Here is a 12,572-nt window from a genome sequence, read left to right as displayed (position 1 = left end):
AGGAACTGCAGTACGCGAGCCACGCTGATGCTCGCGGCAAGTGCGATGTCCTCGTGCCATCACGGCGCGCACGGTGGCCGCTGCCCGTCACCGCGACACCCCGGGGCCTTCGCCCGGGCGCGCCGTATGCCCCTTCTTACCGATCCACGGAGAACCACCCATGTCCACCCTGGTTTCGCTCCGCAACATCACCAAGACCTACCAGCGCGGCCCCGAGAAAGTGCAGGTGCTGCACGGCATCGATCTGGACATCCAGTCCGGCGATTTCGTCGCCTTGATGGGCCCGTCCGGCTCGGGCAAGACCACCCTGCTGAACCTGATCGGCGGGTTGGACACGCCCACGGGCGGTGAGATCGAGATCGAAGGCGAGCGCATCGACCGCATGAGCGGCGGCCAGCTGTCGACCTGGCGCAGCCACCACGTCGGCTTCGTGTTCCAGTTCTACAACCTGATGCCGATGCTGACCGCGCAGAAGAACGTGGAGCTGCCGCTGCTGCTCACCCACCTGGGCGCAGCGCAGCGCAAGCGCAATGCGGAGATCGCGCTGACCCTGGTCGGCCTGGCCGACCGCCGCAGCCACCGCCCGAATGAACTCTCCGGTGGCCAGCAGCAGCGCGTGGCGATCGCACGTGCGATCGTTTCCGATCCGACCTTCCTGATCTGCGATGAGCCCACCGGCGATCTGGACCGCCAGTCCGCCGAGGAGATCCTGGGGCTGCTGCAGCAGCTCAACCGCGAACACGGCAAGACCATCATCATGGTCACCCATGATCCCAAGGCCGCCGAGTACGCCACGCACACGGTGCACCTGGACAAGGGCGAACTGGCCGACGCGCCAGCGGCCCACTGACGGAGGATGCGGCGATGAAATACTTCTCGCTGGTCTGGGCACAGCTGTTCCGCAGCAAGACCCGCACCCTGCTGACGTTGTTGTCGGTGGTGGCGGCCTTCCTGCTGTTCGGCATGCTCGATTCGGTCCGGGTGGCGTTCAACTCCGGCGGTGACACCATCGAAGGCGCCAAGCGGCTGGTGGTCTCCTCCAAGCTCTCGATCACCCAGAGCCTGCCCCTGCGGCTGCTGCGCGATATCGAAGCCACCCCGGGCGTGCGCAAGGTCAACTACGCCATGTGGTTCGGCGGCATCTACCAGGACCAGAAGAACTTCTTCCCGAGCTTCTCGGTCTCGGACAACTACATGGACCTGTACCCCGAGTTCGAGCTGCCGCCCGAGCAGGCCGAGGCATTCAAGAACACCCGCACCGGTGCACTGGTCGGTGAAGCCCTGGCCACCCGTTTCGGCTGGAAGGTGGGCGACACCATTCCGATGCAGGCCACGATCTTCCCGCGCAAGGGCAGCAACGACTGGCCGCTGGAACTGAGCGGCATCTACCGGGCCAAGGACCGCAACAACGCCGGTGCGGAGAATCAGCTGCTGCTGCACTGGAGCTACTTCGACGAATCCAACGATTACATCAAGAACCAGGTCAGCTTCTACACCGTGCAGCTGGAGAATCCCGCGCACGCTTCGCGCGTGGCCCAGGCGATCGATGCGCTGTCGCTGAACTCCGATCACGAAACCAAGTCGCAGACCGAGGCTTCGTTCTCACAGGCCTTCGCCAAGCAGTTCGCCGATATCGGCCTGATCGTCACCGGCATCATGGCCGCGGTGTTCTTCACCCTCGTGCTGCTGACCGGCAACACCATGGCCCAGGCGGTGCGCGAGCGCATCCCGGAGCTGGCAATCCTCAAGACACTGGGCTTCAAGGACGGCACCGTGCTGGTGCTGGTGATGGTCGAATCGGTGCTGCTGATCGTGCTCGGCGGGCTGATCGGCATGGGTCTGGCCTCGATCGTGATGCCGGTGATCAGCGCCAGCAGCCAGGGCATGATCAGCCTGCCCGGCGTGCCGGCGCAGACGTGGGTAGTGGCGCTGTGCCTGATGGCGGTGATCGGGATCGTGGTGGGCCTGCTGCCGGCATTGCGCGCGCAGCGGTTGAAGATCGTCGATGCACTGGCCGGGCGCTGAGGAGACCCCCATGAAAACGCACTGGATGTGGAACGTATTGACCGTGGTGGCGCTGCTGGTCGCCCTGGTGGTGTGGATCGTGCTGCCGTGGTGGATGGTGCTGGCGATCGCCGTGCTGCTGGCCGCGTGGCTGGTGCTCACCCGCAGCGGCCGCTTGTCGCTGGCAGCCGCACGGATCGGCATCGCCAGCCTGCCGCAGCGCTGGGGCGCCTCCTCGGTGATCGTGGTCGGCATCGCCGGCGTGGTCGGCGTGCTGGTGGCGATGCTGGCCATGGGCGATGGCTTCAAGGCCACCCTGGAGCGCAGCGGCAGCGATGACGTGGCGATCGTGCTGCGCGGTGGCTCGCAGGCGGAAACCAACTCGGTGATCATGCGCGACCAGGTGCCGCTGATCGAGAACCTGCCCGGCGTGGCCCGCGGCAGCGACGGCAAGCCGCTGATCTCCGCCGAACTGTCGCAGGTGATCAGCCTCCTCTCGCGCAGCGACCACAGCGATACCAACGTGCAGTTCCGCGGCGTCGGCGAGCAGGCGTGGGCCGTGCGCGACAACGTGCGCATCATCGCCGGCCGCAGGTTCAAACCCGGCCTGCGCGAGATCGTGGTCGGCAAGGGCGCGCAGGCGCAGTTCGAGGGGCTGGAGATCGGCAAGACCCTGCAGCTGGGCAAGCAGGAATGGACGGTGGTGGGCGTGTTCGCCTCCAACGATGTGCATGAGTCGGAGTTATGGTCGGACACCCAGACGTTGTCCACCACCTACAACCGCAGTGCGTATCAGTCGGTCAACGTGCGCACCGAAGGGGCGGCGGGCTTCAAGCAGTTCAAGGACGCCATGGAGGCCGACCCGCGCCTGAAGCTGGACGTGGAGACCACCCGTGACTACTACCGCAAGCAGTCCGGCGGCCTGAGCAAGCTGATCAGCATCCTGGGCACGGTGATCGGCGCGATCATGGCGATCGGCGCGGTGTTCGGTGCGCTCAACACCATGTATGCGGCCGTGGCGACACGGGCGCGCGAGATCGCGACGATGCGGGCGATCGGCTTCCGCGGCGTGCCGGTGGTGACCGCGGTGATGCTGGAGACGATGCTGCTGGCGTTGCTCGGCGGCCTGCTCGGTGGATTGGTGGCGTGGCTGGTGTTCAACAACTACACCGTCTCCACGCTGGGCAACAACTTCAGCCAGGTGGTGTTCCAGTTCCAGGTGTCGCCGCAGCTGCTGTGGACGGGCCTGAAGTGGGCGCTCGGCATCGGCCTGGTCGGTGGTCTGTTCCCGGCGCTGCGCGCGGCGCGGCTGCCGATCACCACGGCGTTGCGTGAGACCTGAGCGATACGTTTGAACAACGCGCGTGCGCGTGGTCGCGCACGCGAAATAGCAACTCCGGAACCGCATTCGCAAGAGTGCGGTTCTTCTTTTGCCTGCAGTATTCATTGCGCGTTTAGTTGTAGCGTGCGTACGCAAAGGCGCAGCTGTACGCACGCTGCGACACGATCACGCACGCGCTCAAGTTGCCGCGCGCCTCGCCGCTATCGGTGCCTCTGCCCAACACAGCGCGACGTTTTTTCGTGTGCCGCATGACGAAGTGAAAAAGGTTTGCTCTGAATGCGCGTTTTTGTCAGCCATCATTCATTTACAGCCCTTTTTTCGCTTTCAAATGAAAGTAAAAAATTTGAAAAGTCATTAGACTCCCGCCCCCCACGTCGTGGTGTGTTGTTCCCCACGCCGCCCGAACGGGCGAATGTTTTTACAGAGAAAGAGAAACGCACGGATGTATTTGAAGACCAATCCGCTGCGCAACGCGATCGCCATCGCGCTTGTCGCCAGCTGCAGTGCCCCCGCCTTCGCACAGAGTGCCGATGACGGCACCACCAACCTCGATCGCATCGAGATCACCGGCTCGCGCATCCGCCAGGCCAGCGTTGAATCGGCCCAGCCGGTCGTCGCGCTGAACCGCGCCGAGATCGAGAAGAAGGGCTACGTCAACGTCGCCGACATCCTGCAGGACGTCACCGCCGCCGGTTCGCCGAGCATGAGCCGCGCTTCCTCGCTGGAATCGGGCCGTGACTTCGGTGGCATGTACGTGAGCCTGCGCAACCTGGGCCCGGAACGCAGCCTGGTGCTGATCGACGGCCGCCGCATGGGCGTCAGCGCCGGTGGTTACTCCGATCTGGCCTCGATCCCGTCCTCGATCGTTGAGCGCGTGGAAGTGCTGACCGACGGTGCCTCGGCCCTGTATGGCTCGGACGCCATCGCCGGCGTGGTCAACATCATCACCCGCAAGAACTTCGACGGTGCCGAAGTCAGCGCCTACGTCGGCCAGTACAGCGAAGGCGACGGCCAGAAGACCGCCTACAGCGCGACCTTCGGCAAGACCTTCGACCGTGGCTGGGTCACCGTGGGTGGCGAGTACACCGACGAAGATCCGGTCCTGGGCGGCGCACGTGAGTTCACTGCGTACCCGAACGGTCCGCGCCACACCGCCGACGGCCTGAGCGGCGTCACCCCGTGGGGCTATGCGACCGTCAACGGCAGCAACCTCAGCGTGGGCCCAGGCGGCGATCCGACCCAGCTGGGCAACTTCAAGCCGGCCGACAAGGCCAACGACGCCAACACCAAGACCAACATGAGCCTGCTCACCGGTCTGCAGCGCAAGTCGGTGTTCGCCAACGGTGGCTTCTCGATCACCGATGACCTGCGCCTGGTCGCCGATGCGCTGTACAGCGAGCGCGAGTCCAGCAAGCAGCTGGCCGGCTACCCGTACCAGAGCACCGGTTCGCGTGCGCTGCTGTCCAAGGACAGCGCGTTCAATCCGTTCGGTCGTGACGTTGCCTTTGCGCACCGCACCGAGGAGCTGCCGCGCGGCACCGAAAACAACCTGACCACCAAGCGCGCCAGCCTGGGCCTGGAAGGCAGCTTCGACACCGGTTCGCGGTACTGGGACTGGAACGTCAGCTACATGTACAACCGCAATGAAGGCGAGCGCATCGGCACGGGCAGCATGTACCAGCCGAACGTGAACCAGTCGGTTGGCCCGTCGTTCCTGGATGCCAACAACGTCGCCCATTGCGGCAGCGTCGGCAGCGTGATCGCCGGCTGCACCCCGTGGAACCCGCTGGCCCCGATGGGCTACACCGGCCCGGGTTCGCTGAGCAACCAGGACGTGCAGGACTTCCTGTTCACCCGCTTCACCGACAAGATGCAGAGCACCACCAAGGTGGCCAGCGCGAACATCTCCGGCTCGCTGTTCAGCCTGCCGGCCGGTGACATCCTCGGCGCACTGGGCGTCGAACACCGCAGCGAAGAAGCCAGCTACTCGCCGGACCTGATGGTCCGCAACGGCCAGATCGCCGGCACCACCGGCCAGCCGACCCAGGGCGACTACTCGCTCAACGAGGTCTACCTGGAACTGCAGGTTCCGCTGCTGGCCGACATGGCCTTCGCGCGTGAGCTGTCGCTGGACATGGCCGGTCGCTATTCGGACTACAACAACTTCGGCTCGACCACGAACACCAAGTTCGGCCTGAAGTGGAAGCCGATCGACAGCCTGCTGGTGCGCGCCACCTACGGCACCGGCTTCCGTGCACCGACCGTGGAAGATCTGTACGGCGGCACCACCAGCACGCGCGATTCGTACACCGATCCGTGCGACACCAGCTTCGGCGCGGCCGCCAACAACCCGCAGGTGCTGGCACGCTGCCTGGCCAACGGTGTCCCGGCCAACTTCCGCCAGCTCGCCGCAGACGGCACTGCCGCAACGGTGCCGGGCCAGCAGGGTGGCACGGACTTCAGCTCGGGCTCCAATCCGGAACTGAAGCCGGAAACCGCGAAGACCTGGACCGTGGGCGTGGTGTACAGCCCGGAGTTCGTCTCGGGTCTGGACCTGAGCCTGGACTGGTGGAAGATCCGCATCAACGACGTGATCGTCGGTGAGTCGGCCACGGACATGCTCAACCAGTGCTACGTGCTGGGTGTGGACGCTGCGTGCGACCGCTTCACGCGCGCCCGTTCGGGCCGCACGATCGGTCAGGTCAACGGTCTGGACCGCACGCTGTTGAACGCGGGCTACCAGGAAACGGCCGGCTACGATCTCTCCGTGCGTTACCGCCTGCCGGAGCTGGCGATCGGCAAGTTCGCGGTCTCCTGGAACACCACGTACGTGGATTACCTGGAGCGCAAGAACGACAACGTCGACACCACGCCGGTGCGTCAGTACACGGGTTGGGAAGGCAATTTCCGCGTGCGGTCGAACCTCAATGTGGATTATCAGTTCGGCAACTTCGGCCTGGGCTGGACGGCGCGTTACTACTCCAGCATGAAGGAGAACTGTGCGTACGCGACGGAGTGCAGCAATCCGGGCTTCAGTTCGGCGTACACGGGCCGCCAGGGCATCAACAAGGTGGGTTCGAACACGTTCCACGATATCCAGGTGCGTTATGTGCTGCCGTGGAATGGCACGGTTTCGATGGGTGTGAACAATGTGTTCGACCATCAGGGTCCGATCATGTACAGCCAGCCGAACAGCAGTTTCACGTACTACGGTGGGTTCGATATCGGCCGTTACATGTACATGAAGTATCAGCAGCGTTTCTGATCGGGTTCGCCTGATCATCCTTTTCTGATCTGCGGCTTACTCTCTCCAAGCCGCTGAGTGGAAGTGAGACGGCGCCTTCGGGCGCCGTCTTTTTTTTGCGTTGCCGTTTTGAAGCGACGGCTTCTAGATCGATGGCTTTTAGAGCAACAGCTCTTTGGAGCAACAGCGCTTGGAGCAACTGCCTTTAGTGTTGGATTCGCCCTGGCTTGGGCGTGCACGGGTGGGTTGGCGGGACCCGCCGCAAGTACGTCCATGTAGGCTCGTATGCCGCCATCCATGGCGGCATACGGTCCCGCCAACCCACCCGTGCCCACCCTTTGACAGTGGGCTGGTGCGCAATGGAAATGCGGCACCCCGGCTGCGGGGTTTGATCTGCCCGGCGTTGATCCGCCCAGCTTGATGGGCTCGGCGTTGCTTTGCTTCGCCTCACAGACTCCGCTCCAAGTCGCTCGACCTGCTTGGCTGCGCTCCGTCTTGGCTGCGCTTCGACCGGCGATGCTTCCACCGGATCAATACGCTCGGCGCTGCAGCAATGGCGCCGCAGCGCCGTGCCGCCTTTCGCTTTGGCCTTGGCCTTGGCCACCAGCCCACTGTCGGAGGCGGGGTGTGGGTGGGTGTGCGGGACCATATGCCGCCATGGATGGCGGCATATGAGCCCCCATGGATGGGTTCACGGCGGGTCCCGCGCACCCACCCACACCCCGCCTGGCCAAGCAGCCCAGCAAACCAAGGCTCCCGCTTTCAGGCGTTTCAGCCTTCAAGACTTCAACGCTTCAACGCACCACCGGCCCGCGACCGCCACACACTGTCGCCGATGAACAGCAGCAGCCCGGTCCAGATCGCCGCGAAACCCACCGCCTTGGCCGTATCGAACGGCTCGCGGAAAAAGAACACGCCCAACAGCAACCCGATACTCGGCGCGATGTACTGCAGAATCCCCACCAGCGACAACGGAATCCGCTTCACCCCGTACGCAAACCCGATCAACGGCAACGCCGTCACCGCACCACCGAAGATCAACAGCGCATCGTTGCGCCAGCCCCAACCACTGAAGAACCCCCCGCCGTGCCCGTTCTCGCTCCACAGCGCAAACCCGATCGCCGGCAGGAACAGATACAGACTCTCCATCCCAAGCCCCGCCACCGGGTCCACCGAAATCATCTTGCGCAGCAGCCCGTACAGCCCGAACGAACAGGCCAGCCCCAGCGCGATCCACGGTGGCGTTCCGGCATCGAAGGTCAGCCATGCCACACCCAGGGCCGCGCAGCCCACGGCGAGCCACTGCAGGCGGCGCAGGCGCTCTTTGAGCACCACCACGCCGAGTACCACGCTCACCAGCGGATTGATGAAGTAGCCCAGGCTGGTCTCGATCACATGCCCGGCGTTGATCGCCCAGATGTACAGGCCCCAGTTGAACGCAATCGCCACGCTGCTCAGCGCCAGCGTCGGCAGCGCGCGGGGCTGGGCCGCGATCGCCTTCCACCAGCCCAGGCCGTTGCTCAGCAGCAGCCAGGCCACCACCAGCACGGTGCTCCAGATGATGCGGTGCGCGATGATCTGCTGCGACGGCACGGCCTTGAGCAGGTGCCAGTAGACCGGCACCAGGCCCCACAGGGTGAAGGTGAAGGCAGTGATCGCCAGGCCGCGGCGCTGTTCCTGCAGGCTGTGTTGTGCAGGCAGGCTCACTTCGTGCGCGTCCGGGCCAGGGTCAGCACCACCACGCCGGCCAGGATCACCGCCATCGCCAGCAGGTCACGCCCACCGAAATGCTCGTTGCCGATGATCACGCCCAGGATCACCGCGATCACCGGATTGACGTAGGCGTAGCTGGCCACCAGCGCCGGGCGCACGTTGTGCAGCAGCCACACGTACGCGGTGAAGGCGACGATCGAGCCGAACATGCACAGGTAGGCCACCGCCAGCAGTCCATTCATGCTGGGCCAGGTGGTCGGCCGTTCGCCGCTGAGCAGGCCGAGCACGATCAGCATCGCGCCGCCGCACAGCATCTGTCCGGCAGCGGTCATGAACGGGCTGGGCAAATCCAGTCCGCGCGCCCAGATCGAGCCGAACGCCCAGCCGATCGGAGCGATCAGCAGCAGGATCAGGCCCTGCGGCGAGGCGGTCAGGCTGCTGCCGGCGTTGAGCCAGACCACGCCGAGGAAGCCGATCGCGATGCCCAGCCACTCACCGCGGCTGGCGTTCTGCCCGCGCATCGCGCTGAACAGGGCCATCCACAGCGGCACCGAGGCCACCGCGGTGGCCGCCAACCCCGAAGACACCGTGCGCTCGGCCAGCACCACCATGCCATTGCCCAGCACCAGCATGGTCAGGCCCATGATCGCCAGGTTGCGCCACTGGCGTCTGGTGGGGGCAGGCGAGCCGCGCCAGCGCAGCACGGCGTACATCAGCGAGCCGGCGATGATGAAGCGGCCCCCGGAGACCATCGTCAGCGGCAGTGCGCCACCCTCCAGCGCCAGCCGGATCCCGAGATAGGTGGACCCCCAGACCACGTACACCAGCAGCAGCGCCAGGATGACCATGCCGCTGCGGGGAGCGACCGACGGGGATTCGGGTAGGACGGCCATGGGCCACCACGGTGCGGGGGAACACGAATTCTAGGCCGTTGCCGATGGCGCGGCACGCGTCGAGGTGGCACGCTGTTTTCATCGGGCCGCATCGTGATCCGTGACACGCACCGGTTTTTGACGTGCGGTAAGGTAACAAGAGCAATCAACGCTTCCCCGCCAGGACCCCTACCCTGTATGAGTACATCCGTCCCCGCCACCGCGGCACCCTCCGACCGGGCCGCCCTGCGGCGTTCCATCTCCAATACACTGAAAGGCTCCGCCGGCAATCTGGTCGAGTGGTATGACGTCTACGTCTACTCGGTCTTCGCGGTCTACTTCGAATCCCAGTTCTTCTCGGCCGCCGACAAGAACTCCACCATGTACGTGTGGGCGATCTTCGCTGCCACCTTCCTGATGCGTCCGATCGGTGCCTGGTACTTCGGCCGCTTCGCCGACCGCTACGGCCGCCGGCTGGCCCTGACGGTCTCGGTCACGATGATGGCCGCCTGTTCGTTCATGATCGCGATCACCCCCACCGCGTCGCAGATCGGCATCTGGGCGGCGGTGATCCTGTTGTTCGCGCGCCTGCTGCAGGGCTTCGCCACCGGTGGTGAGTACGGCACCAGCGCCACGTACATGTCCGAGGCCGCCATTCCCGGGCGTCGCGGCTTCCTGTCCTCGTTCCATTACGTCACCCTCGTCGGTGGCCATGTGCTCGCGCAGTTGACCCTGCTGTGCATGCTGACCTTCTGGGACAAGCCGGAGATTTCCGCGTGGGGCTGGCGCGTGGCGTTCGGCATCGGCGGCATCGGTGCGATCGTCGTGTTCTGGCTGCGCCGGACCATGGACGAATCCCTGCAGTCCGATTCCATCGAAGCGGCACGCGATGGCCGTGCCAAGGCCTCCGGCTCGATGCGTGAGCTGTTCGTCAACCAGTGGCGTCCGCTGCTGCTGTGCTTCCTGATCACCGCCGGCGGCACCGTCGCGTTCTACACCTACTCGGTCAATGGGCCGAAGATGATCCAGAGTGCGTTCGCGGGCAATGACGTCATGACCGGCACGCTCATCAACCTCGGCGTGCTGACCTTCCTGATGGTGCTGCAGCCGATCGGCGGCTGGCTGTCGGACATGGTCGGGCGCAAGAGCCTGCTGGTGTTCTTCGGCGTCGGCGGTGTGCTGTACAGCTGGTACCTGATCACCGAGCTGCCCAACCAGCACGATCCGTTCATGGCCTTCCTGGTGCTGGGCATCGGCTTCGTGATCCTGACCGGCTACACCTCGATCAACGCCGTCGTCAAAGCCGAGTTGTTCCCGACCCATGTTCGCGCACTGGGCGTGGGCTTCGGCTATGCGATGGCCAACTCGCTGTTCGGGGGTACTGCACCGCTGCTGTACCAGGGCGCGCTGAAGACCGGCCAGGTGAACCTGTTCGCGGTGTATGTCACCGCGATCATCGCGGTGTCGTTGGTGGTCTACATGTTCTTCCTGACCAACAAGGGCCCGAACTGGCTCGATGGCACGCGCAAGTAGGGGCCGCGTCATCGCATACGCGCTGACGCCCCACGCTTTGCTGCGCAAACCGCGGGCCCTTCTTACCAGCACCCAGACCCCCGCCGCTACGCGGCCGCCCCCTGACTCAGGGGGCTTTGGTTCTGCTGGCGGATGCGGCAATCCCGCAATCCACCCCTGCATCAGCGGCGCGCGGACTCGCTCTTCTCGCGCTCGGCGCGGAACTCCGAGCCTTCTTCCCACTGCGGCCAGCGACGGCTGTTGGCCAGCTCCGCGCCCAGGTCGTAGACCAGCAGGGTATCGGCGGCGTGGCCGCTCGGGTCCCAGCTCGGGGTCCAGGCATCGCAGGCCTGGTGGTAGCAGGCGGCGAAATACGCATCGCGCAGTTCACGGCCCTTCTCGACCCCACCCTCGCGCATGTCCAGCCCCGGCCCGATGGTGATCGCCGGCACGCCGAGACGGGCGAAGGCGAAGTGGTCGGCGCGGTAGAAGAAGCCCGCCTCCAGATTCGGATCCGGCGAGTAGGTGCGGCCGCGTGCCTTGGCCACGCGCTCCAGGTCGCCTTCCAGCGAGACCCGGCCCTTGCCCCACGAGGCGATATCACGGGTCGGGCCGTCCGGGCTGAACATCTCGATGTTCAACACCGCAGCGGTCTTGTCCAACGGGGCGAGCGGGTGCGCGGCGTAATAGCTGGCGCCGAGCAGGCCCTTTTCTTCGGCGGTCAGCGCCACGAAGTACAGCGTGCGCTGTGGCTGCGGGCCGGCGGCGAAGACGCGGCCCAGCTCCAGCACGGTAGCCACGCCGGTGGCGTTGTCGATCGCACCGCGACGGATGCGGTCGCCCTTGGCATCGGGCTGGCCGATACCGAAGGCATCCCAATGCGCGGAGAAGATCACCGCTTCATCGGCGTGCGCGCCGCCCGGCAGCTTGGCCACCACGTTGCGGGTGATCACCTGCTCACGCTTGAGCTTGAAGTCCACCGAGAGCTGCGCATCGCCCAGGGCCACCGGCTTGAAGGCCGGGGTCATCGCGCGGCGCTTCTCGGCCTCGAAATCCAGGCCCGCGTCGCGGAACAGCTGCTCGGCCAGGCTGCGCTGCATCCAGCCACGCACCGGCACGTGCTGGGCCAGGGCCTGCTCGCGGGTACGTTCGATATCAAACAGCGGCGAGGTACCCGAGCTCTTCACCGTGGCCCAGCCATACGCGGCCGGGGCGGTCTCGTGCACGATCAGCACGCCCTGCGCACCGCGGCGCGCGGCTTCTTCGAATTTGTAGGTCCAGCGGCCGTAGTAGGTCACCGCCTTGCCATCGAACGCGCCCGGCTGGTCGGCCTCGAAATCGGCATCGTTGATCAGCACCACGGCGATCTTGCCGTGCAGGTCGACGTCCTTGTAATCGTTCCAGTGGCGTTCGGGAGCATCGATGCCGTAGCCCACGAACACCAGCGGGGCGTTCTTGATCGCCACCGCCTCCTGCGGACGCAGGCTCTGCAGGGTCACGTCCTCGCCATTGGCCAGCGCGCGTTGCTTGCCCTTCTGGCGCAGCTGCGCACGCACCGGGCCATCAACCTGTGCGCGCACCATCGGCACCGGCTGCACCCAGCCGCCATCAACGCCGCCAGGCTGCAGGCCGTACTTCTTGAACTCTTCGATCAGGTACTGGACCGTACGCTCTTCGCCGGGTGTGGCCGGGGCGCGGCCTTCGAACTCGTCCGAGGCGAGGATGCGCACATGCCGCGACAGGGCCTGCGGGTCGATGCCGCCACCGGGCAGGTCATTGGCGGCGTGGGCCAGGCCGCCCACGAACAGGCAGGACGACAGCAGCAGCATGCGCATCGGATTCACGGCAGACACCAGGACAGAAAACGGGACACCAGAGTGTAACG

Annotated in this window: 8 protein-coding genes; 5 read left to right on the top strand and 3 right to left on the bottom strand. The window is 65.4% G+C overall.

The window, feature by feature from the left end; translation table 11 throughout:
• Positions 1-160 precede the first annotated feature (160 nt).
• The 4 genes from AC13F7_RS14655 to AC13F7_RS14640 all read left to right on the top strand — a co-directional run bounded on the left by AC13F7_RS14655 (position 161) and on the right by AC13F7_RS14640 (position 6,611).
• Positions 161-850: an ABC transporter ATP-binding protein gene (locus tag AC13F7_RS14655; protein ID WP_176990924.1), complete on the top strand. Its 690-nt coding sequence runs from the start codon at positions 161-163 to the stop codon at positions 848-850.
• Positions 851-864: 14 nt separating this feature from the next.
• On the top strand, positions 865-2,025 hold the full coding sequence (locus tag AC13F7_RS14650; protein WP_353085098.1) for an ABC transporter permease: 1,161 nt from the start codon (positions 865-867) through the stop codon (positions 2,023-2,025).
• A gap of 10 nt (positions 2,026-2,035) precedes the next feature.
• Complete coding sequence (locus AC13F7_RS14645; protein ID WP_121044514.1) at positions 2,036-3,346, top strand: ABC transporter permease; 1,311 nt, start codon at positions 2,036-2,038, stop codon at positions 3,344-3,346.
• A 442-nt stretch (positions 3,347-3,788) separates the two neighbouring features.
• Positions 3,789-6,611: a TonB-dependent receptor plug domain-containing protein gene (locus AC13F7_RS14640; RefSeq protein ID WP_483001699.1), complete on the top strand. Its 2,823-nt coding sequence runs from the start codon at positions 3,789-3,791 to the stop codon at positions 6,609-6,611.
• A gap of 765 nt (positions 6,612-7,376) precedes the next feature.
• Here AC13F7_RS14640 and rarD read toward each other — a convergent pair.
• Positions 7,377-8,297: an EamA family transporter RarD gene (gene rarD, locus AC13F7_RS14635; protein WP_483001697.1), complete on the bottom strand. Its 921-nt coding sequence runs from the start codon at positions 8,295-8,297 to the stop codon at positions 7,377-7,379.
• Positions 8,294-9,196 (bottom strand): drug/metabolite exporter YedA, encoded by a 903-nt coding sequence (gene yedA / locus AC13F7_RS14630; protein WP_481469320.1) that lies wholly within the window; start codon positions 9,194-9,196, stop codon positions 8,294-8,296. Before yedA ends, rarD begins: the two co-directional genes overlap by 4 nt.
• Positions 9,197-9,340: 144 nt before the next feature.
• Here yedA and AC13F7_RS14625 point away from each other — a divergent pair, with 144 nt between their 5' ends.
• Positions 9,341-10,708, top strand: a complete 1,368-nt coding sequence (locus AC13F7_RS14625; protein ID WP_481469404.1) for an MFS transporter — start codon at positions 9,341-9,343, stop codon at positions 10,706-10,708.
• 161 nt (positions 10,709-10,869) lie between these two features.
• On the opposite strand, the gene AC13F7_RS14620 is transcribed toward AC13F7_RS14625, so the two are convergent.
• Positions 10,870-12,522, bottom strand: a complete 1,653-nt coding sequence (locus AC13F7_RS14620) for a M28 family metallopeptidase (RefSeq protein ID WP_483001787.1) — start codon at positions 12,520-12,522, stop codon at positions 10,870-10,872.
• Positions 12,523-12,572 lie beyond the last annotated feature (50 nt).

The organism is Stenotrophomonas sp. K-6 (assembly GCF_056861555.1).
Note: the sequence above shows the minus strand (reverse complement) of the source record. Positions and strands in the feature narration are given on the sequence as shown.

Coding starts and splice junctions, on each gene's coding strand:
- AC13F7_RS14650 (WP_353085098.1), top strand. CDS start 865: ATGAAATACTTCTCGCTGGTCTGGGCACAGCTGTTCCGCAGCAAGACC.
- AC13F7_RS14620 (WP_483001787.1), bottom strand. CDS start 12,522: ATGCGCATGCTGCTGCTGTCGTCCTGCCTGTTCGTGGGCGGCCTGGCC.
- yedA (WP_481469320.1), bottom strand. CDS start 9,196: ATGGCCGTCCTACCCGAATCCCCGTCGGTCGCTCCCCGCAGCGGCATG.
- AC13F7_RS14645 (WP_121044514.1), top strand. CDS start 2,036: ATGAAAACGCACTGGATGTGGAACGTATTGACCGTGGTGGCGCTGCTG.
- AC13F7_RS14640 (WP_483001699.1), top strand. CDS start 3,789: ATGTATTTGAAGACCAATCCGCTGCGCAACGCGATCGCCATCGCGCTT.
- AC13F7_RS14655 (WP_176990924.1), top strand. CDS start 161: ATGTCCACCCTGGTTTCGCTCCGCAACATCACCAAGACCTACCAGCGC.